The organism is Streptomyces sp. NPDC002835, assembly GCF_053591995.1.
Genome location: NZ_JBSFUW010000015.1, coordinates 96,240 through 114,071 on the forward strand (window position 1 = coordinate 96,240; position 17,832 = coordinate 114,071).

Sequence of the window (17,832 nt, forward strand, 5' to 3'; positions counted from 1 at the left end):
TGGATGTCTCCAGTTCTCGTGAGTACTGGCAGACGAGAGCGGCCCCAGTCATTGGCGTGAGTGGGGGCCGCTCTCGGCGTTCGTCAGCGGGCGGTGGCGGTGATGTAGAGCCGGACCTTCCGCCTGTCGCGCGTCGGGTAGGCCCGGACGGGGCCGGTGGTGAACGTCCGGGCGAGCGCGGCCGTGATGCGGTCAGCGTCGCCAGGGGCGTAGATGATGCGGATCTCGAACGGGCTCGACATCAGATGTTCGGGATGGCGTTGATGACGGCGTTGGCCAGGTTGTTGATGGGTTCGGCGGCGCCGGTGGAGGCGAGGAAGAAGCCGAACCCGGCGGCGGTGAACGCGGCTCCGGCGCTGAGACTGTGGGAGCGGAGCAGGAAGACGAGCACCAGGCCGAAGAGCAGGACGAGGGAGACGGTCACGGCCATGCCGTAGACCTCCGTTCCGGGTCAGGGGCGGACGGTGGGTCGGTGGGGTCGGGTGCCGGAGTCTTGGATGTCGCGGCCGGTGTTGAGCAGGCGGCGGCCGATCCGCAGCCGGTAGCGCCGGCCACAGCAGCGGCGGCACGGCTTGACGGTGCGGCGGGCCTGTCGGATGCCGGTGCCGGCGCACTTGCGGCAGGGCGCGAAGGGGCTGAGCGCGCACAACGCTGCGTAACCGGCGAGGATCAGCAGGACGGCGAGGCTAGCGAGGGCCACAGGGGGTTCACCTCCCCTCTCAGGGCGGTTTCCGGGGGTTTTCGCAGGTGGGCCGCTAGACGCTAGTTGCCTGATCACAGGCCCTATGGGGTGCTAGCGGGGCTGCTAGACCTAGCAGTCGCGGGTGCTAGGTCTAGCAGCGCTGCTCGGCTCAGGCGGCGGCCCGGTCGGCGTCACGGCGAGTGATGGCGGCGGTGATGTCGGACCGGTCGATGCCGCGCCGGTTCGCGCCCTTGCCGTCGTCGGTCTGGCCCCAGACCTGGCCGGGCTTGATGCCCCAGGGCTTGAGCGCGGCGGTGACGTTCTCGCCCTTCCACCCGCCGTACGTCTCGGGCTGCGCCGCGGCGAGACGCTGCGCGATGCGCTCGCACCACACGGACTTCTCATCGGCAGCGAGGACGGCGAGCACGTCCGCGAGGACGTCCGACCCGGCGCCGGTCTTCTCCGGGCCCTGACCGATCGCGTGGCCGGTGACGTTCCCGTACGCCTCGCGCGCCTGACGGGCGCGAGCGACGATCCGCTCGGCGGCGACCGCGTCCACGAACGCGGAAGCGACGATGCGCGGATCGTCGCCCTCACCGGCCATCCAGCAAATCCCCCGGTCGGACCGGGAGAACATCGTGGCCCGGTACCCCGACTTGTACATCGACGTACCGAGGACCATGTCGTTGGCGGGCTGGCCCATGACCTTGAGGCAGAACCGCAGCACCGCGTTCGCGGAGATGCCGGTGGGCAGGGACTTCGCGTCGGGGCGCTGGGTGCCGAACATCGTGACGATGCCAAGCGCGGGGCCGCGCTTGACCAGGTCGGTGCAGATCGCCTCGATCTCCTTGCCGTGCTCCTCATGCTCGAACGGCACCTGGCACTCATCGAACCCGACCACGATCGGATGCAGCCCCAGCGACCTGTCACCGGCCAGGGCCGGGGTGACCTTCGACTCCGGGCACCGCGTGCGCGGCAGGGACTTGATGACCTTCGCCCGCCTGCGCAGTTCCTCTTTCAGCTCCCGCAGGGCTTCCACGACGTACTCAATGTCGTCGTCCTCCTCACCGGCGCGGTAGCGGTGGCAGACCGGCTCCAGAGCCCCGAAGTCGCCGGTGCCCTTGAAGTCGAACGCGTGCACCTCCGAGCGCGGGTCGAGAGCGGCGATGAGCAGCAGCAGCCGCATGAGGAACGTCTTGCCCATCCGGGGGATGGAGCCGACCACGATCGCCGCGAACATCAGCGTCACGGACACGTCCCGCATCCGCTGGTCGTTGCCGAACACCACCGGCCGGAACAGATCAACCGTCCCGGACTTCAGCAGCGGCCAGGCCGGTTTCGTGGTCTCGTTCATCGGCTTGTCACCGACCCACAGGACCAGCCGTCCCTCGTGCTGCTCCGGGTCCGGGGAGGGCCACACGCAGCCGACCTTGCGGCGCAGACCGGACGCGAGGGGCTTGCGGGCCTCCATGATGTCCTCCGGCGTGACGCCGTAGGGGAGATCGAGGTCGGCGCGGTAGCCGGGCCCGTCCCGGACGATCTCCGAGGTGAAGCGCAGCCCGTTCATGTCGCCGCCCTTCTTGATGGCGGCGGACACCTTGGCGTTGCCGATCGAGTCCAGGCCCCGGAGCACGATCGAGCCGGTGAGCTTCTGCACCTCGGTCTTGAGCACCGCCGGGCCGACCACGGGCGCGTCGGGCTGCTGTCCGCCCAGTCCGAGCAGCAGCACCCCGCCCGCGGCGAACGCGTACAGGAAAGCCGGGGCCAGGACGTACAGGTAGAGGGCGAACCCGAGCCCGAACACGGCCGCGACCAGCGTGACGAGCCCGCGCAGCCGGATACGCCCGGCACGCAGACGGGCGAGGCGCATGTACTCCTCGACGTCCTCGGTGCGGACCGCGTAGTCGCGCAGCGGGGCCGCCTCGCGGTCCCACACCCACCGGTTGGTGGTGGCGATGAACCGGCAGGCGCCGCGCGGGGACATGAGGGCCAGGCGGCCCGCGTAGACGGGCAGCCGCGCCCCATGGAAGAGGGCGGAGTAGCCGAGGTTGGCCCCGGCGTGGCGGGCGGTGGCCAGGAAGTCGCGCCGGTTGGTCAGCCATCCGGCGAGCACCGGCTTGCGCTTCTCGATGCTGACCTTCGGGTCAGGCAGCGTCGGGTTGTCGACCGGCACCGGCCCCGCCGGCACGTCGTCGGTGTGGTCGATGTCGGGTACGGGCCGCAGGTGCGCGGCCGAAGAGGTGTCGGTCATGCTGGTCTCTCCCGCTGCTCGGAAATGGGGTGGTGGGAAGGGCCCGGGGCGGCCGGGATGCTTGGCGGCTGTCGACCGCCCCGGGGCACAGCTACTTGCGCCCGTTCTTCTTCGCGTCGCGCTCCTCGCGCTCGCGGGCCTGCTCCAACACGCGGTCGAACTTGCGCTCCAAGTCGCGCTGCGAGACCCGGACACCGTTCGCCGGGTCATCCGCAATGCCACGCTTGGCCATCCGAGCGGTGAGCCACACGAGCTTGGCCGTCTCGCCCGCGGTGAGCTTCGGGTTACTCGCCATCACGCACCGCCTGACCCTGCTCGGAGATGGCTGCCGCGGTGGCGAGCTGCGCCCACACCGCCGCCTGCTCGACAACGCGCTGCGGCATGTCGCCGGGCGCCCTGCCGGTGAGCAGCTTCTCGGCCTGCTCGCGGTAGTCGTTGCTGGTCACGGTTGTTTCTCCCGTCCGGGCCGGACTGTCCGGCTCCCTCCCGTTGCCCGCCGTGGTGGCGGGCAACGAGGGGCAGCCGTCAGCGACGGCGACGGGCCTTGGCGATGTTCTTCGCGGCGGCCTTGCCGTCCGCACCACCGACCGACTTGACGACCGTGACCACGCCCCAGGCGCACACCGACGCGATCAGGGCGAGCAGTGCCAGGTTGGCGGCCATCGCGGTCAGCACGCCGACGAGCAGGGGGCCGAAGTAGACGCCGGCCGCGACCGCCCCGGCGCCGACACCGGAACCGAGCGCGATGCGCTGTACCGTCCGGTCCGGCGGGGCGTGGTGGACGTGCTGGTGCACGACCTGCGGGCCGCTGTAGGGCTGCGGCACGGCGGGCAGTTGGTCGGGCTGGACGTAGACGTGGGTGCCGTCCGGGAGCTGCACCACACGGGCCAGCTCAGGCAGCGAATCCATGGGCTTCTCCTTGCGGGTAGGCGCAGGGCACGCAGGTGCCGAGCGACACGGGGATGACGTATCCGGCATCGCGCCCGCACTCGGGGCACACGCGGCGGGCGGCATTCGCCTTCGCCAGAGCCGCCCACCGGCCCGGGGTCATCGGCCGGACGGGGACCGCGCGGTCGATGCGGTACAGGTAGGCGACCAGCGGGCCACGACGGCGGCGGGGCCGTTCAAGCTGCGCGGCCACGTCCTGCCCGCCGGGCCGCAGCCCGAGCGTCCGCAGTTGGCGGCGGGTGGCGTAGCCGTCCGGGGCAAGACGCCACCGGTAGACCGGCAGCCCGGCCATTACGCCGCCACGCGTTTCCACGCGGCCCGCAGCCGGACCTCGGATGCGGAGTGCCCGGCCGCACGGAACCGGGTGGCCATCTCGCGATACGACAGGGCGGGGGTTTCGCTGTGCCGGATCTGGTCGACCAGCCGCTCCAGGACTTCATCGGTGAGTGCCGGTGCCGCTTCCAGGGCGAGGGTCGGAACCGGCTCGGTGGGGCCCCAGACCGGCAGCTCCCACGACGGTGTGACGCCGGACGTGACGCGGCTCGTCACGCTGGTCAGCGCCCTACTCGTGTCCTCACCGTCCCGGGCGGATTCGAGCGTCGACCACGCCCGCGAGAGCGTCTGCGCGGTCTTCGCCTGGACGCGTGCGACGCGCGCCCCGGCCGCCGTCACAGCGGTCAGCCGCGTCTCCTCGGTGACAGAGTCGGCCCGCAGCCGGGCACGCGCCACGGCCGCTTCGTCGCGGGCCTCCTGCTGAATACCGCGGATCGCACCGAGCGCGGACGGGGTGAGCGCGGTCCGCTCCCACAGACCGTGCACCAGCCACAGCGCCTTCGCCGCGATGGGCAGCCAGGCGACCGCCAGCCACGCGCCGGCCGACTCTTCGGCGGTGAGCGCGTGGGCGACCAGAACCGCCGTGGCGACCAGACCGAAGAACCAGCCCACCGCCGTGACCGGAGTGGAGTGGTCACCCTGCGCGGCCAGGCGACGTTCGTAGGCCAGAGTGGCGAGCCACCCGCCATCGATCCCCAGACCGACGACCACAGCGACCGGCCACGGCATCGCCCCGCCCAGCCACATCACGACCACCGCGAGGGTCAACACCATGGACACGCCCGTCATCGCGACGGCCGGCAGAACAGTCTTGGCGTTCATGCCGCACCCCCGTCCACCCGCCGGACGGTGAGCGAGGCGAACAACCAGACCCGTGTGTCGCCCAGGTCGGACAGCTCCAACCACTCCCACTCGGCCCCGCCGACCGGCGCGTAGCCGAGAGCGGCCAGCGCCTCGACCCGCTGATCGAGCGTCGGGATCGGGGCAGAACGGCCGAACCGATGGGTGGGCCAGTCCAGGGCGTCGGGAGCGTCGGTGACGACGTACACCTCCCAATCGCCAAGGAACGTGTTCGACAACCGAGCGGTGCGCGTCATGCCGCACCCCCCGGCGCCGCAACGGAAGCGGTGCGGTTGGTCAGGTCGCGGCGGGCGGCCATCACCCGGTTCCGGGCCCGACGCACCCGCCGCATGTCCAGCTCGTTCACCGGCCGGTCCATGGCGGTGATCTGCGCGTCCAGCAACTCGACCTCCGCCACGATGACGGGCATCTCACGCTCGATCGCGTCCAGCTCCGCGGCCGACGGCTCACGGTCAAACGGGGCGGCGGTAACAACCGCCTGAACAGCAACGATGTGCTTCATGAGTCGTGTTCCTCTCAGACAGGAACGGCTCGAAGCGGCTCCGGTGGTAGGACACCGGAGCCGCGCCGTTGGGTGGGTCGGTCGTGGGCTACGAGCGACCACGGCGACCCGACACCGCCGAAACGGCTGTGGTGTCGGGCACCGTGAGCGCTGGTACAGGGTTCGGATCTCCTCTTTCGCACGACGCTGCTCGACCCGGAGAGGTCCGAAATCCCGGATGTCGTTGCAGCTTCAAGGTGTGTCGTGCGGTTCTTAGAGCCGATGGCGTTCCCCGGTCAGGGGGTGTGGGCCCGGTTGTGACACGGGCCGTTTCTCGGTCGGCTGGTCTCCACTCGCCTCGGCCGGCGTCCTCACGGCCGTGGTGCTGCGGTGGATCACGCTGTCCAGTTGTTCAGCAAGTCCGAGCAGCCCAAAGAAGGCCCCTCAGCGCACCGTTCTGACCGGAGAAGCTCCGCCCATCTGGTGCGCACCAACAGATTGCATCTGGTGCGCACCAGAGTCAAGCGGCATCACCGATTGGGGTGGCGGTCGCCCGCCTTGGCGCATCTACAGAAGACCCGCTCATGGGGCATGGCCGGTAGCCAACAGCCCTTAACAGCAGGCCTGTTAACCCTTGTTGACCTGCGACGATGTGAGGCATGCTGGAACGGTCCGTGAACCGATCAACCACCTGGTGGTGACCTGTGAGCACAGGACTTCGAACCGCGCGGACAGCGCGGGGCTGGTCTCAGGAACGACTGATTCGGGAGATCGAGCAGTACGCCCGGAGGCACGTCACCGATGTCGCATCCACGGCAAGCCTGCGCGTCTACGTGTCCGAATGGGAGAACGGCAAGCGGGCTATCTCCGACCGCTACGCGGCGATCCTCCGCCAACTCCTCGGTGCCACCGACACAGAACTCAGGAGTAGCCCGCCGCAGGCCACACCAGAGAGGGCGGACGGATACGACGAACTGCTGAGCCGGATCGATGCTGCCGGCAGTGTCAGCGCGTCCATGGTGAAGGCATTCAACGACCAGACCGAGTTGCTCCGCACCATGGACCGCCAAATGGGTTCCGCTGGTCTCGTTGACCAAATGACGGGGCACCTGGCATCACTCGAAGAGACGCTGAACTTCGCTGTTCTTCCCAGCGCACGGCGCCCTGTGGCGCTCGCCCTGGCCGGTGCTTCAACGCTCGCGGCATGGCAGGCCATCGACTCGGGCGCAGTCGAACGCGCCTGGAGGCACTACGAACTCGCCAAGCGGGCAGCGCGGGATGCGGAAGCACCGATGTACCTGGCCCACGCCACGGCAGAGCAGGCGTACGTCCTGTGCGCGGCCGGTCGGCCGGCGCTCGGTGTCGACCTGGTCCGCGATGCGCATCGCACGCTGGCGCAGGCGGGATCTCCTCGGCTGCGAGCATGGCTCTACGCGGCCGAAGCAGAGCTATGCGCCCACGCCGACATGCCTGATGACTGCCGGAAAGCCCTTGACGCAGCCGAGGCAGTCATCCCGGCCGGGCCGGAAGACCGCGACCCGGACATGCTGAGCATCTTTCTGAATGGCGCCCACCTCGCCCGGTGGCGGGGCAACGTCCTCGCCCTTCTCGGCGACGATGAAGCCGTCACCAGCCTGTACGGCGCATTGAAGGTCATGGACGCGACGTTCATCCGGGCGCAAGCCGGTCTCCACAGCGATCTGGTCCAGGCCCACCTCGCTCGCGCCGAATACGACGAAGCCAACTCGCACTTGCGGCAGGCCCGACTACTCGCGAACCGCACCGGGTCCGTGCGGCAGCGCCGCCGCATCGACCTTCTCAGCGCCCGGCTGTAGCTCCGGGCTTGCTGCGGTTCGCCAGGATGTGGAGCAGAGCAACGAGGGTGCCGGAGCCCATGAGCTCACCGCGGGCCATCAAACCCGGGATGTCCGCGAGCGGCACCCACTCGATGTGGCCGGCCTCTTCAAGGTCTGTCGGCTCGCCAACTTGCTCGGCTCCGCGACCCACGAAGATCTCATGGGGCGAGTCCACCATGCCGACCATGGGCTGATAGGTGACGACGTGCTCCAGTGACTTGGGCCGCCAGCCGGTCTCTTCCACGACTTCGCGGAGCGCTGTGGCGCTGGCCTCTTCCCCCTCGTCAACGATGCCGCCAGGGAGCTCCCAGCCCCATTGCTTCGGGACGAAGCGGTACCGCCACATCATCAGCACTCGATCCCGGTCGTCCAGTACGGCCGTGATCGCGACATGGTGAAGCTTCACGACGTGGTGCTCAAAGCGCTTCACTCCGGGCGGCTCCACGTCCCAGAGTTCGAGCTTGACCCAGCGGTTGTCATAGACGTTGCGCTCACCGTGGATGCGCCACGCCTCCAGCCCTTCCGGCGTCTTGACGCTCACGCTGCCGCCCGGGACTCGGTAGGAGCTGCGGTCGCGGACCTCCAGCGCTCCCTCTCCGACCAGGCGCGCCAAGACCTGCCGCAGCGCGGTCCGCCCGATGCCGAGTTCTTCGACAAGGGCACGCTCCGACGGCAGCTTGTCACCGGGGGCGTACTCGCCCGAAGCGAGTCGCGCACGAATCGTTTCGTAGACCTTCGCCGTCTTCGGTCCCATCCGCGCAGCACTCTCCATTCTGAAGTGGTGCGTACCAGCGTAGCTGGCGAATTCCATGCGACCTCCGGTCGGTCTTGAATTGATGCGGGCTATTTGTGGCCTGCGTCCGGCTCCGGCGGTGAGGGGAGCCATGGGAGCCAGAAGGGGAGCCACCCGGGGCGACACTAGGCGGACTCCCGTGGACTTCGGTGGACGATCCAGGGGCCTACCCGCGAAGTCGGGCGGATGCCGAGTGCAGCCGCCCGACAAGCCGCATTACCTCACGCGTAATCGACCGCTCCTGCGGCGCGCGGCAGGCTGAGTGCACCGGGTCCCGGGCGGCGCACTCCGCCCGGGTTCCGGCCCCACGACCGGCCCGTACACCTCGACGGAGGCTGATCCGCCATGTCCACTGCCCTGCTCACCGGCATCTCCCGTACCACCGAGCCGCGGACCGTGCTGCGCCGGTTCCTGGCCGCGGACGCCGTCGTCTCCGGCGCCAACGGCGTCGCGTACGCGGCGGCCTCGGGGCCGCTCGGGCGGCTGCTCGGCGTCGACGGCACGCTCCTGACCGGCCTCGGCGTCTTCCTCGTCGCCTACGGGCTGGGCGTCGGCCTCCTCGCCGCCCGTCCCCGGCCGCCGCGGGCCGGCGTCACGCTCGTCGTCGACGCCAACATCCTGTGGTCCCTGCTCAGCGTCGCCGCCCTCGCGCTGTGGCTGGAACCCACCGCCGTGGGCGCGGTCTGGACCGTGCTGCAGGCGCTGGTCGTCGCGGGCTTCGCCGTCCTGCAGTGGTCGGCGCTGCGCGCCGCCGCTACGGAGTGAGCGACCGCAGATACTTCGCCGTCGCCGGGTCGGCCGGGAGCAGCGTCTCGATGGCCAGCTCGGCGACGGTCACGTCCAGCGGCGTGTTGAAGGTCGAGATCGAGGACACGAAGGAGAGCGTCCGGCCCGCGTGCTCGATCCGCAGCGGCAGCGCGAAGTACGGGTACGGCGCCTCGCCCGGCGCGACGCTCCACTCGTCACCGGCCCCCTCGGGCAGCGGATACGCGGCGACCTCGTCGTACAGCCTGCGCAGCGCGCCGGAGCGGGCCGGGGCGAGCTGCCGCCGCATCTGCTCCAGCAGATGGCCGCGCCACTCGGGCAGGTTGCGGATCCTGGGCGCGAGGCCCTCGGGGTGCAGGGTGATCCGCATGGCGTTCAGCGGCGCGGTGAGCAGATGCTCCGGCAGCCCGTCGAGCAGCATCGCGATGCCCCGGTTGGCGGCGAGCACGTTGTACGCGCCGTCGACGACCAGCGCCGGGTACGGCTCGTAGCCCTGCAGCAGCCGCTCCATGCCCTCGCGCAGCGCCTCCATCGACGGGTCGTCCAGCGGCGTCTCGGCGTAACGGGGTGCGTAACCGGCCGCCAGCAGCAGGGAGTTGCGCTCCCGTACGGGGACGTCGAGGTGCTCGGCCAGACGCAGGACCATCTCCTCACTGGGGCGGGAGCGGCCCGTCTCCACGAAGCTGATGTGGCGGGCCGAGGAATCGGCGCGCAGGGCCAGTTCGAGCTGGCTGATCCGGCGCTCCTCGCGCCAGCGGCGCAGCAGCGGCCCGACTCCGGTACCGGACACGGCAGTTGTCATGACCGGACGGTATTACGACACGGCCCGTCCGCGCCTCAGCCGCGTGCGTTGCCCAGCAGTGCGGCGAGCGCCCGGTCGAGGTCCTGGGCGGCCGCCTCGTTGCCCGCCGGCACGGTCGCGTAGCTGCGGACCAGGAACCGCCGCAGGCTGGCCGTATCGAGCTGGAGCAGCGCGACGCCCTCCGGCGAGCGCAGCTCGATCATGGTCTGCACCCGCCCGCACGGCCAGATGTGCACGTCGCCGTCCCCGGACGGGGCGCGCAGCCCCGCATCGAGCAGGCTGCGGGCGAAGGTCCAGGTCACACCGGTCTCGTTCAGGCAGGCCTCGGGCGGGAAGGCCATCCGGACGGCGAACGGGTCGGTGTCGCTGTAGCGGAGGACCACCGGGACGGCCATGGAGTGGGGCGCGTCGCTGATGAGGCGGGCCCGGACGGATTGCTCGATGGTCGATGACATCGCTCGCTCCTCTGCTGCTGTGCGGTTCCGCTCTCGTGCACGTACGCCGGCACGGTCCGGCTCAGCCGGGGCGCGACGCCAGTGGCGCGTGTGACCTGCATCACCAAGACTGAAACGATTGCGCCAGGATGGCTAGGCTTTTGCGCCAACGCATATCCCCGTAAACGGGACACCTGGCTGGTTACGCGCGGGTACCCGGCACCAGCGGGCGGGCCGGCGTCGCATCGCCGACCGCCGCCGCCCGGGAGGGGCGGCGGCGGAGGCGGGAAATGAGGGTGCCCCGGCCGGACGGGGGTTTCCGGCCGGGGCGGTCACAGGGCGTGGGCGCGAACGGCGGTCGCCTCTCGGCGGAACGCCCCACAGGGCTTCGGTCGGACGATCTTCCCTGCGGGTAAAAGGTGAGGCCCGGGGACACTGTCCCGTCCACACCCACGTGTAGATGAACGATAAACCACTCAGTAGCATTCCGGGAACTCCGGGGCCCGGCTGTGACGAGCGTTACCCCCAGTTACCGGCTGAGCGATGATTTCGGGACACGCCTCCCGCGGCCGGTCACGCACCGCCCCTGGCGACCACCGAGCCCAGCACCGACGGCAGCGGATACCAGTCGGCGGACACCACGCTCGCGTGCCGCCCCGCCAGCAGCGACAGGCGGTCACGGGCCTGCTGCTCGGTCGGGTTCGTGCCGTCGATCGCCGGAGCGACGTTGTGCGCGGCGGTCATCACCACGAGGTAGTGGTTCCGGGCATACCAGGCGGTGTCGATCGAGCCGCCCGCGTACGCCGCCGCGTCCCCGTCGAAGACGACGAACCAGGGGCGGATCGAGGCGTCCGCGTACCGGCCGCGCGGGTCGCCCGCCGCGGCGTGGTGGACCGCCGGGAACGCGCCCGCCTCGCCGAGGCGGCCCGCCGCGGCGAGGCCGCGCAGATGTGTCGCGTACTCGCGGTCGGTCCACAGGGAGTCGAACGGATTGTCCTCCTCCAGCGTGCCCGGGATCAGCTCGACCATGAACTTCCCCGCCAGCGCCGAACGCGCCGGCCAGCCGTCCGCCCGCACCGCCGTGTCGAGGTCACGGTGCCCGCGGACCAGGTCCGCCGGCCGGTACAGGGCGTCACCGAGGCGCGCGGTCAGCAGCGCGTCCAGCGCCGCCGGCCCGCGGCCCTGCCGGCCCTGGAAACCGTCCTTGAGCTCCAGCTTGATCAGGATCGGCCGGTGCCCGGGGTTCGCGTCGTGCCAGGCCCGCATGTCGGCCAGACAGCCCCCGAGGTCCTGGTTCCTCGACCCGGCGCGCAGCTCGGCGGCCGTCGACGCGTTCACGCAGTTGTTGTCGTTCCCCGTCGGATTGCTGTGCGAGACCCGCCACGACCGGCCGAAGGCGTTGGTCCACACGTCGATCTCCAGCATGCCCGCGCCGGAGTCCAGCGCGTCCGCGAAATAGGGGTACTTCGACTTCTCGTAGGCGTTGTGCACGCCGACCCCGGTGGTGGCGGAGTACGGGAGCCGCCCCGTGTCCGCCTGGCCGGTGGTGGTCGCCTGTGCGGGGGCGAGCGCGAGGGAGAGCAGTCCGGCCGCGACGGTCGTCGTCACAGCGGCGCGCGAGAACGTGCCCATGGGGGGTCCCTGCCTTTGCGTCGGATGGTGGGCCCCGCCCGGCGGATCGCTGCATGACGGGGTCAAGTCGACGGAAGGCTAGGGGAGTTGGGTGAACCGTGGGGAGACTGTACCCGGCCACTGCGGGGCCCGGAATCGCCGCGGTGTCCGCCCGCCGAAGGGCCGTTCCGGCGGGCGCCGTGCCGGGGTGCGGGCGCCGTCCGGCCGGGGCACGATGGCCGCATGCTGCTCGCCCGCGTCGCCGAAGTCTCCCGCGAGGTCGCCGCCACCTCCGCCCGCTCGCGCAAGATCGCTGCGCTGGCGGACCTGTTCGCGGAGGCATCGCCCGAGGACGTCGCGCTCGTCATCTCCTACCTCGCCGGACGGGTGCCGCAGGGCCGCATCGGCATCGGCTGGAGCGTCCTGAAGGAGCCCGTACCACCAGCCCCCGCGCCGGCCCTCACCGTCGGCGAGACCGACGCCGCGCTCGCCGCCCTCGCCCGGGTCTCCGGTCCCGGCGCCCAGGCGGAACGCCGCAGCGGCGTCCACCGGCTGATGTCCGCGGCCACCGCCGAGGAGCAGCGCTTCCTGCTGCGGCTCCTCACCGGTGAGGTACGCCAGGGAGCACTGGACGCCGTCGCGCTCGAAGCGGTCGCCGAAGCGGCCGGCGCGCCCGCGGCCGACGTACGGCGCGCCGTCATGCTGGAGGGCTCGCTGCCCCGCGTGGCCGCGGCGCTGCTCGCCGAGGGGCCGGCGGCCCTCGAAGGGTTCCGGCTGCGGGTCGGCAGCCCCGTGCAGCCGATGCTGGCGCACACCGCGAAGTCCGTGACCGAGGCGGTCGCGGCGCTCGGCGCCCCCTGCGCCGTCGAGGAGAAGCTCGACGGCATCCGCGTCCAGGTGCACCGCGCCGGAACCGATGTCCGGATCTACACCAGGTCCCTCGACGACATCACCGGCCGGCTGCCCGAAGTGGCGCAGCAGGCGCGGGAGATGACCGGCGACGGGTTCATTCTCGACGGCGAGGTCATCGCGATGGCGGACGACGGCCGGCCCGTACCGTTCCAGGACATCGCCTCCCGGGTGGGCTCCCGCCTCGACGTCGAGACCGCCCGCGCCACGCTGCCGCTGTACCCGGTGTACTTCGACGTCCTCGCCGCCGACGGCGAGCTGGTGCTCGACCTGCCCGGCCACGAACGGCACGCGATCCTCGCCCGGCTCGTCCCCGAGCCGACCCGGGTGCGGCGCGTCGTCGTCGGCGACCCGGCCGCGGCGGAACAGGTCGCCGCCGCCGAGGAGTTCTTCACCGCGACCCTGCACCGCGGTCACGAGGGCGTCCTGGTCAAGGCCCTGGGCGCCCCGTACAGCGCCGGGCGCCGCGGCCGCTCCTGGCTCAAGGTCAAACCCGTCCACACCCTGGACCTCGTCGTCCTGGCCGTCGAATGGGGCCACGGCCGGCGCACCGGACTGCTGTCCAACCTCCACCTCGGCGCCCGCGCGGCGGACGGCGGCTTCGTGATGCTCGGCAAGACCTTCAAGGGGCTCACCGACGAGATGCTGCGCCGGCAGACCGAGATCCTGCGCGAACTCGCCGTCGACGACGACGGTTTCACGGTCCGGGTGCGGCCGGAACTCGTCGTCGAGATCGCCTACGACGGACTGCAGCGCTCCAGCCGCTACCCGGCCGGGGTCGCCCTGCGCTTCGCGCGCGTACTGCGCCACCGGCCGGACAAGCCGGCGACCGAGGCGGACACGATCGAACAGGTCCTGTCCGCGGGCTGACGGGCCCACACGCCGGCCGGGGGCGCCGGCCGATCACCGTCGGCGCCGACTGGCGGCCACATCACGGGAGTTGGTCGCAGGGGCCGCCTCCATCCAGCACGCCCGGCCCGACCTGGCCCGCCGACTCCTCGTCGAGGCCTGCGTCCGTCGCACACTAGGTGGACCTTCGGGGCTTTGCCGGCTGATGTCGCCATCCCCCGTGTCCTGCCCACCGACGGCGCGCCCCGGGTCGTTGCCTGGTTGCCGGTGGACGGCTGCCGGCCGCGGGCTTCCGCGTCGGGTGACGCCGTACGGCACGGTGACGGTCAGAGCCGTCTCCGCGTTGCCCGCGGCCCGGCCCGGCGGGGCGGGCCGGGCCGCGGGCGGTGGCTCCCTGGGCGGGCGGGCCGGCGCTTTCGACTCCGGCGAGCCGGCCCCCGGCCGGGCCGGCGCCCATGAGAGCCGGCGCCGGCACAGCGGCGCGGGCTGCCGCCCGTCCGGCAGGGCCGTCGCCGCGAGGGCCCGTGCGACGGCAATGACCCTGGCGGCTTCGGGGTGCCGCCCCGTTGAGGGGGTGGGATACCGTCAGTCGGCGCGGTTGTAGATCGCCGTACCGGGGCAGGCGGTGTAGCCGAGACGGGTACCGCAGCCGGAGTACTGGCTGGAGCCGTTCCACCATGTCCAGCCGCCTATGGTGCGGCCGTTCAGCCAGGTGTACCGGCCGGAGTAGTTGGCGTCGTACGTGCGCAGGCTCCAGTGCACATGGGCGCCGGATGCGGAACCACCGGCACAGGTGTCGGTGCCGATGTTGCCCAGCAGGGCACTGCGGGAGATCGCCGTCCCGTTGTAGTAGGTCGCGTTCCACATGTGGTAGTAGTCCGTGGAGAAGCCGCCGGGGTGGATCACCCGGGTCCAGCCGCCACCGGCGCCGCACATCGAGGTCGCCGTGCCTTCACGGGACGAACGGACTCGCCCGCTGGCGTTGCCGCCGGCGAAGTCGAGGGCGCTCCAGTAGCCGGACCCGCCGTCGTGGGCGTGCGGGCCACCGGTCAGGGTCATGTAGTAGTCGGGCATCCATGGCAGCAGCAGCCCGTTCGTGTTGGCCAGGGCCCCGGTCGGCGACACCTGCGTCTCAGGCGTCGCCTTGCGCTCGGCGTAGGCCGTCATGGTCTGCCGTTCGGCCTCGCCGACCAGCGGTGATCTGGCCACGTGTGCGGCGAACTCGCGGTCGCCTTCGAGGCCCGAGACCCATTGGCCGTCCTTACGGTGGGCGATGTAGAGCCAGCCCTCCGGCTCGCCGTGCTGCGCGCGCGACGCCTCGACGTAGGCGACGCCACGGGCCCAGTCGCGTGAAACGGTGCGCACGTCGACGACCACCTTGCGGCCCTCTTCGGCGAGCTTGGCGACGGCGGCCCCCGGGGCGAGTTGCCTGGCGTCGTGGGAACGGGAGAGGACGTCCGCGGAGACGGCGTCCATCAGTGCCTTGCGGCCGTTGCCGAGACGGTCGGCGACGGCGTCCGACATCTTCGCGGTGACACCGGCGGACGGTGACTCGGCGGACGGCGACTCGACGGCGGTCACGGGAAGCGTGGCAGAGCCCCCAGGGGTCGCCGACGCCGAAGGCGCGACGGCGAGCAGACCGGTGACGGCAAGAGCGGCGACGGTGAGTTTCAGGGACGGTGCGGAGAACATGGGCGGTGTTCCTTTCGTAGGGGAGAAAGGTGTGCCGGGCGGGCAGACGGCGAGGCGCGGAGAGCCGTCGAAGCGCGCGGCCGGGAGCCGACCGGTGCAGGCGCGACCGGTTCGGATGCCGCGACTGGAGGAGATCAAAGGGGGTGCTCAGGTGTTCAATTGCTCAGGTGCTCGACGTGAGGGGGTCGCCGTGCCGGGGCATCGGGGGCACAAGAGCTGATGGGGCGGAGGAGGCCGTCGACACCGTTGGTACCGGGCTCGTAGGGGAGAGGGCAGAACGAGGGTCGACCGGCGCCGGGGCGACGGCGTCACTGTACGGACGGCGGCTCGACGCGGCGGGTCCGCCCGCGTTGCTGCCGGACAGGTGCAGAAGCCTCTGGTGCCGCAGGTGTTCAGGGCACCGCGGGCCGAGTGGACCAGAGGGCAGCCGTCGTCTTGCGGCCGGTGAATCCTCGCCCTCGCGGGGCCGGCCACGCCGCCGGTGCGGCGACCAGGTACGGCAGCCGTCGGCCTGAGCGGTTCCTGCGGTGGCGACTTCCGACGCGCCGGTGGCCGACCGGGCGAGAACGAGGAGGGTGGAGCGGGAGGGGACGGCAGTCGAAGGTCTGTGCATCGACCTGACCCACCCCCTCTGTTTTGACGTGTACCTGATCGAGTGTGGGTCTGTTGTCAACGCGTGTCAACGAGGGCACGGTGTCGTCATTCATCCGCCCAATGACGGCGGAGCGGACGGCTCGCCGAGGCCGGACGCCCTGCTTGCCTTGGATGCGGCCCGTCGGGAAGCCTTGCCGCCACCCGCCCCGGCTCTGGGTGTCCTCGGGTCCCGCTCGCGGGCCGTCCGGCCGGCGCCGGCGTTCAGCGGAGGCCCAGTACCTTGTCGGCGAACGCCGACAGGTTGGCCATGGTCCGGGCGATCTGCTCCTCGAGCGTCAGGTTCTCCTCGTACCGCCCGTGCCGCAGCTTCGGCTGCCGCTTGCCGCGCACATACAGCGAACAGGCCAGGTCCGCGCAGAGATACGTGCCCACCGTGTTCCCCTCCCGCCCGGCGGGGCCCGCCAGCGGGGCGGCGAACAGGGTCACGCCGGAGGAGGCGTGCGCGGTGAGACACGCCTGGCACATGCTCGACTTCACGGCGCTGGTCCGGCCCGTGGACGGGACGCGCAGGGTGATGCCGGTCGGGCCGTCCTCCCGCGGCAGCACCAGGTGCGCCTTGAGCGGGGCGCCCGGGTCGACCCAGCCGAGGAAGTCGAGGTCCTCCCAGGGAAGCGCCGCGAAGTCGGCGGGCAGGCGCATCCGGGTGGCCTCACCCTTGGTGCAGTTCACGAAGGACGTACGGATCTGTTTGTCGGTCAATGGTTCCACCCGGTGGAACGTAACAGCGTGGCCGGGTGCGGGCATCCGGTTTACCGGGCATCGGATCTATGGTGTCCCCGACCTGTCGCCCCGCACGGAAGGAGCCTGGCCATGCCCACAGAGCCGCTGTCACAGAAGGAGATCGAGGACCGGCTCCGGGAGCTCCCCGGCTGGTCCCTCGAGGGGGACAGGATCGCCCGCTCCTACCGCCTCGGCTCGCACTTCGCGGCCACCGCCATGGTCGTGCACATCGCGCAGATCCAGGAGGAGCTGAACCACCACTCGGACCTCACCCTCGGCTACAACACGGTCGCCCTCACCGTCCAGTCCCACGATGTGAACGCCCTTACGGACCGGGACTTCAACCTGGCGGAGCGAGTCGAGCGGATCGCCGAGGGCCACGGCGCGAACTAGGGCCGGTGCGAACCAGGGCCGGCGCGAACCAGGGCCTTCGTTTGGCATGCTCTGCCCATGCTCGACTACGACCGCGAGGCCGCCGTCTACGACGCGACCCGAGGCGGTGTGCCCAGGGCGGAGGCCGCCGCCGCGGCCGTGCTCGGTCTGGTCCCGGACCGGGCCCGCACCCTCCTCGACATCGGCTGCGGCACCGGCCTGGTGACCGAGCGGCTGCGCCGCCCCGGCCTGCGCGTACTGGGCTGCGACGGCTCGCACGGCATGGCCCGCAAGGCCGCCGGCCGCATCGGGGCGGCCGTCGTGCTCGGCGACGTGCGGCGGCTGCCGCTGCGTGACGCGGCCGTCGACGCGGTCAGCGCCGTCTGGCTGCTGCATCTGGTGCCCGCCTCTGCCACCGTCGTGGCGGAGGCCGCCCGCGTGCTGCGGCCCGGCGGGCTGTTCGTCACCACCGTCGACAAGGACGCCGGCCACGACGTGGACAGCGACATCGACGCCGTACTGCGCCCCCACCGCTCGTTCGCCGCCGCGTCCGACCGGGCCGGCCTGATCGAGAAGTACGCCGCCGCCGGCGGACTGCGGCCCGCCGGCCGGGCGCGGTTCGCCGGCCACGGGCAGGGGCGCAGCCCCCGCGGCACGGCGAAGGACCTGCTGGCCGGGCGTTTCCGCTCCTGGTTCACCGACGACCGGGACGGCACGACGGCCCGCGAACTCGCCGAGCGGCTGGCGCGCCTGCCCGGCCAGGACGTCCGCCGCCCGGACCCGTCGTACGCCCTGCACGCCTTCCGCAAGGACGGCTGA

At 71.5% G+C, this 17,832-nt stretch carries 22 protein-coding genes; 5 read left to right on the top strand and 17 right to left on the bottom strand.

Annotation, left to right across the window (positions count from 1 at the left end; genetic code table 11):
- Window positions 1-83: 83 nt before the first annotated feature.
- The 11 genes from ACWD01_RS18560 to ACWD01_RS18610 all read right to left on the bottom strand — a co-directional run bounded on the left by ACWD01_RS18560 (window position 84) and on the right by ACWD01_RS18610 (window position 5,577).
- Window positions 84-242 carry a hypothetical protein gene (locus ACWD01_RS18560; RefSeq protein ID WP_451163051.1) on the bottom strand — a complete coding sequence of 53 codons (159 nt, stop codon included), beginning with the start codon at window positions 240-242 and terminating at the stop codon, window positions 84-86.
- Window positions 242-430, bottom strand: a complete 189-nt coding sequence (locus ACWD01_RS18565) for a hypothetical protein (RefSeq protein ID WP_451163053.1) — start codon at window positions 428-430, stop codon at window positions 242-244. Before ACWD01_RS18565 ends, ACWD01_RS18560 begins: the two co-directional genes overlap by 1 nt.
- Window positions 431-451: 21 nt before the next feature.
- Window positions 452-700: a hypothetical protein gene (locus ACWD01_RS18570; protein ID WP_451163055.1), complete on the bottom strand. Its 249-nt coding sequence runs from the start codon at window positions 698-700 to the stop codon at window positions 452-454.
- 151 nt (window positions 701-851) lie between these two features.
- On the bottom strand, window positions 852-2,933 hold the full coding sequence (locus ACWD01_RS18575; RefSeq protein WP_451163056.1) for a cell division protein FtsK: 2,082 nt from the start codon (window positions 2,931-2,933) through the stop codon (window positions 852-854).
- 91 nt (window positions 2,934-3,024) lie between these two features.
- Window positions 3,025-3,228 carry a DUF6257 family protein gene (locus tag ACWD01_RS18580; RefSeq protein WP_451163058.1) on the bottom strand — a complete coding sequence of 68 codons (204 nt, stop codon included), beginning with the start codon at window positions 3,226-3,228 and terminating at the stop codon, window positions 3,025-3,027.
- Window positions 3,218-3,379: a hypothetical protein gene (locus ACWD01_RS18585; protein ID WP_451163060.1), complete on the bottom strand. Its 162-nt coding sequence runs from the start codon at window positions 3,377-3,379 to the stop codon at window positions 3,218-3,220. The genes ACWD01_RS18580 and ACWD01_RS18585 overlap by 11 nt, the downstream gene beginning before the upstream one ends.
- Window positions 3,380-3,458: 79 nt before the next feature.
- Window positions 3,459-3,842: a DUF6251 family protein gene (locus ACWD01_RS18590; RefSeq protein ID WP_451163062.1), complete on the bottom strand. Its 384-nt coding sequence runs from the start codon at window positions 3,840-3,842 to the stop codon at window positions 3,459-3,461.
- Window positions 3,826-4,173 carry an RRQRL motif-containing zinc-binding protein gene (locus ACWD01_RS18595; RefSeq protein ID WP_451163064.1) on the bottom strand — a complete coding sequence of 116 codons (348 nt, stop codon included), beginning with the start codon at window positions 4,171-4,173 and terminating at the stop codon, window positions 3,826-3,828. Before ACWD01_RS18595 ends, ACWD01_RS18590 begins: the two co-directional genes overlap by 17 nt.
- Window positions 4,173-5,036 carry a protein spdB gene (locus ACWD01_RS18600; protein ID WP_451163066.1) on the bottom strand — a complete coding sequence of 288 codons (864 nt, stop codon included), beginning with the start codon at window positions 5,034-5,036 and terminating at the stop codon, window positions 4,173-4,175. Before ACWD01_RS18600 ends, ACWD01_RS18595 begins: the two co-directional genes overlap by 1 nt.
- A complete protein-coding gene (locus ACWD01_RS18605; RefSeq protein WP_451163068.1) occupies window positions 5,033-5,311 on the bottom strand; it encodes a DUF6303 family protein in 279 nt (92 codons plus the stop codon). The genes ACWD01_RS18600 and ACWD01_RS18605 overlap by 4 nt, the downstream gene beginning before the upstream one ends.
- The gene (locus tag ACWD01_RS18610) at window positions 5,308-5,577 is read right to left on the bottom strand and encodes a DUF6284 family protein (RefSeq protein WP_451163070.1); all 270 of its coding nucleotides are present in this window, start codon (window positions 5,575-5,577) and stop codon (window positions 5,308-5,310) included. Before ACWD01_RS18610 ends, ACWD01_RS18605 begins: the two co-directional genes overlap by 4 nt.
- 683 nt (window positions 5,578-6,260) lie before the next feature.
- Between ACWD01_RS18610 and ACWD01_RS18615 the strand changes: the two genes are divergently transcribed.
- Window positions 6,261-7,391, top strand: a complete 1,131-nt coding sequence (locus ACWD01_RS18615; protein WP_451163072.1) for a helix-turn-helix domain-containing protein — start codon at window positions 6,261-6,263, stop codon at window positions 7,389-7,391.
- Here the strand turns inward: ACWD01_RS18615 and ACWD01_RS18620 are convergent.
- A complete protein-coding gene (locus ACWD01_RS18620) occupies window positions 7,375-8,166 on the bottom strand; it encodes a GntR family transcriptional regulator (RefSeq protein ID WP_451163204.1) in 792 nt (263 codons plus the stop codon). The two genes, ACWD01_RS18615 and ACWD01_RS18620, sit on opposite strands and share 17 nt — an antisense overlap.
- A gap of 384 nt (window positions 8,167-8,550) precedes the next feature.
- On the opposite strand from ACWD01_RS18620, the gene ACWD01_RS18625 reads away from it, so the two are divergent.
- Window positions 8,551-8,970 carry a hypothetical protein gene (locus ACWD01_RS18625; RefSeq protein WP_451163074.1) on the top strand — a complete coding sequence of 140 codons (420 nt, stop codon included), beginning with the start codon at window positions 8,551-8,553 and terminating at the stop codon, window positions 8,968-8,970.
- Here the strand turns inward: ACWD01_RS18625 and ACWD01_RS18630 are convergent.
- The 3 genes from ACWD01_RS18630 to ACWD01_RS18640 all read right to left on the bottom strand — a co-directional run bounded on the left by ACWD01_RS18630 (window position 8,960) and on the right by ACWD01_RS18640 (window position 11,838).
- On the bottom strand, window positions 8,960-9,772 hold the full coding sequence (locus ACWD01_RS18630; protein ID WP_451163076.1) for a helix-turn-helix domain-containing protein: 813 nt from the start codon (window positions 9,770-9,772) through the stop codon (window positions 8,960-8,962). The genes ACWD01_RS18625 and ACWD01_RS18630 overlap by 11 nt on opposite strands.
- 35 nt (window positions 9,773-9,807) lie before the next feature.
- Complete coding sequence (locus ACWD01_RS18635) at window positions 9,808-10,227, bottom strand: SsgA family sporulation/cell division regulator (protein ID WP_451163078.1); 420 nt, start codon at window positions 10,225-10,227, stop codon at window positions 9,808-9,810.
- Window positions 10,228-10,779: 552 nt separating this feature from the next.
- Window positions 10,780-11,838 carry a phosphatidylinositol-specific phospholipase C domain-containing protein gene (locus tag ACWD01_RS18640; protein ID WP_451163080.1) on the bottom strand — a complete coding sequence of 353 codons (1,059 nt, stop codon included), beginning with the start codon at window positions 11,836-11,838 and terminating at the stop codon, window positions 10,780-10,782.
- Between the two features lie 222 nt (window positions 11,839-12,060).
- Between ACWD01_RS18640 and ACWD01_RS18645 the strand changes: the two genes are divergently transcribed.
- On the top strand, window positions 12,061-13,596 hold the full coding sequence (locus ACWD01_RS18645) for an ATP-dependent DNA ligase (RefSeq protein WP_451163082.1): 1,536 nt from the start codon (window positions 12,061-12,063) through the stop codon (window positions 13,594-13,596).
- A 564-nt stretch (window positions 13,597-14,160) separates the two neighbouring features.
- Here ACWD01_RS18645 and ACWD01_RS18650 read toward each other — a convergent pair.
- Both ACWD01_RS18650 and ACWD01_RS18655 read right to left on the bottom strand, forming a co-directional pair.
- Window positions 14,161-15,267 (bottom strand): M23 family peptidase, encoded by a 1,107-nt coding sequence (locus tag ACWD01_RS18650; RefSeq protein ID WP_451163084.1) that lies wholly within the window; start codon window positions 15,265-15,267, stop codon window positions 14,161-14,163.
- An 855-nt stretch (window positions 15,268-16,122) separates the two neighbouring features.
- Window positions 16,123-16,629, bottom strand: coding sequence for an FBP domain-containing protein (locus ACWD01_RS18655; RefSeq protein ID WP_451163086.1), 507 nt, complete (start codon window positions 16,627-16,629; stop codon window positions 16,123-16,125).
- Between the two features lie 102 nt (window positions 16,630-16,731).
- Here ACWD01_RS18655 and ACWD01_RS18660 point away from each other — a divergent pair, with 102 nt between their 5' ends.
- Both ACWD01_RS18660 and ACWD01_RS18665 read left to right on the top strand, forming a co-directional pair.
- Complete coding sequence (locus ACWD01_RS18660) at window positions 16,732-17,034, top strand: 4a-hydroxytetrahydrobiopterin dehydratase (protein ID WP_356890482.1); 303 nt, start codon at window positions 16,732-16,734, stop codon at window positions 17,032-17,034.
- 57 nt (window positions 17,035-17,091) lie between these two features.
- Window positions 17,092-17,832: a class I SAM-dependent methyltransferase gene (locus tag ACWD01_RS18665; RefSeq protein WP_451163088.1), complete on the top strand. Its 741-nt coding sequence runs from the start codon at window positions 17,092-17,094 to the stop codon at window positions 17,830-17,832.

Bases quoted from the DNA above. Each gene is read 5' to 3' on its own strand.
- ACWD01_RS18560 (WP_451163051.1), bottom strand. From the start codon at position 242: ATGTCGAGCCCGTTCGAGATCCGCATCATCTACGCCCCTGGCGACGCT.
- ACWD01_RS18565 (WP_451163053.1), bottom strand. From the start codon at position 430: ATGGCCGTGACCGTCTCCCTCGTCCTGCTCTTCGGCCTGGTGCTCGTC.
- ACWD01_RS18575 (WP_451163056.1), bottom strand. From the start codon at position 2,933: ATGACCGACACCTCTTCGGCCGCGCACCTGCGGCCCGTACCCGACATC.
- ACWD01_RS18580 (WP_451163058.1), bottom strand. From the start codon at position 3,228: ATGGCGAGTAACCCGAAGCTCACCGCGGGCGAGACGGCCAAGCTCGTG.
- ACWD01_RS18590 (WP_451163062.1), bottom strand. From the start codon at position 3,842: ATGGATTCGCTGCCTGAGCTGGCCCGTGTGGTGCAGCTCCCGGACGGC.
- ACWD01_RS18595 (WP_451163064.1), bottom strand. From the start codon at position 4,173: ATGGCCGGGCTGCCGGTCTACCGGTGGCGTCTTGCCCCGGACGGCTAC.
- ACWD01_RS18600 (WP_451163066.1), bottom strand. From the start codon at position 5,036: ATGAACGCCAAGACTGTTCTGCCGGCCGTCGCGATGACGGGCGTGTCC.
- ACWD01_RS18605 (WP_451163068.1), bottom strand. From the start codon at position 5,311: ATGACGCGCACCGCTCGGTTGTCGAACACGTTCCTTGGCGATTGGGAG.
- ACWD01_RS18610 (WP_451163070.1), bottom strand. From the start codon at position 5,577: ATGAAGCACATCGTTGCTGTTCAGGCGGTTGTTACCGCCGCCCCGTTT.
- ACWD01_RS18620 (WP_451163204.1), bottom strand. From the start codon at position 8,166: ATGGGACCGAAGACGGCGAAGGTCTACGAAACGATTCGTGCGCGACTC.
- ACWD01_RS18625 (WP_451163074.1), top strand. From the start codon at position 8,551: ATGTCCACTGCCCTGCTCACCGGCATCTCCCGTACCACCGAGCCGCGG.
- ACWD01_RS18630 (WP_451163076.1), bottom strand. From the start codon at position 9,772: ATGACAACTGCCGTGTCCGGTACCGGAGTCGGGCCGCTGCTGCGCCGC.
- ACWD01_RS18635 (WP_451163078.1), bottom strand. From the start codon at position 10,227: ATGTCATCGACCATCGAGCAATCCGTCCGGGCCCGCCTCATCAGCGAC.
- ACWD01_RS18640 (WP_451163080.1), bottom strand. From the start codon at position 11,838: ATGGGCACGTTCTCGCGCGCCGCTGTGACGACGACCGTCGCGGCCGGA.
- ACWD01_RS18645 (WP_451163082.1), top strand. From the start codon at position 12,061: ATGCTGCTCGCCCGCGTCGCCGAAGTCTCCCGCGAGGTCGCCGCCACC.
- ACWD01_RS18650 (WP_451163084.1), bottom strand. From the start codon at position 15,267: ATGTTCTCCGCACCGTCCCTGAAACTCACCGTCGCCGCTCTTGCCGTC.
- ACWD01_RS18660 (WP_356890482.1), top strand. From the start codon at position 16,732: ATGCCCACAGAGCCGCTGTCACAGAAGGAGATCGAGGACCGGCTCCGG.
- ACWD01_RS18665 (WP_451163088.1), top strand. From the start codon at position 17,092: ATGCTCGACTACGACCGCGAGGCCGCCGTCTACGACGCGACCCGAGGC.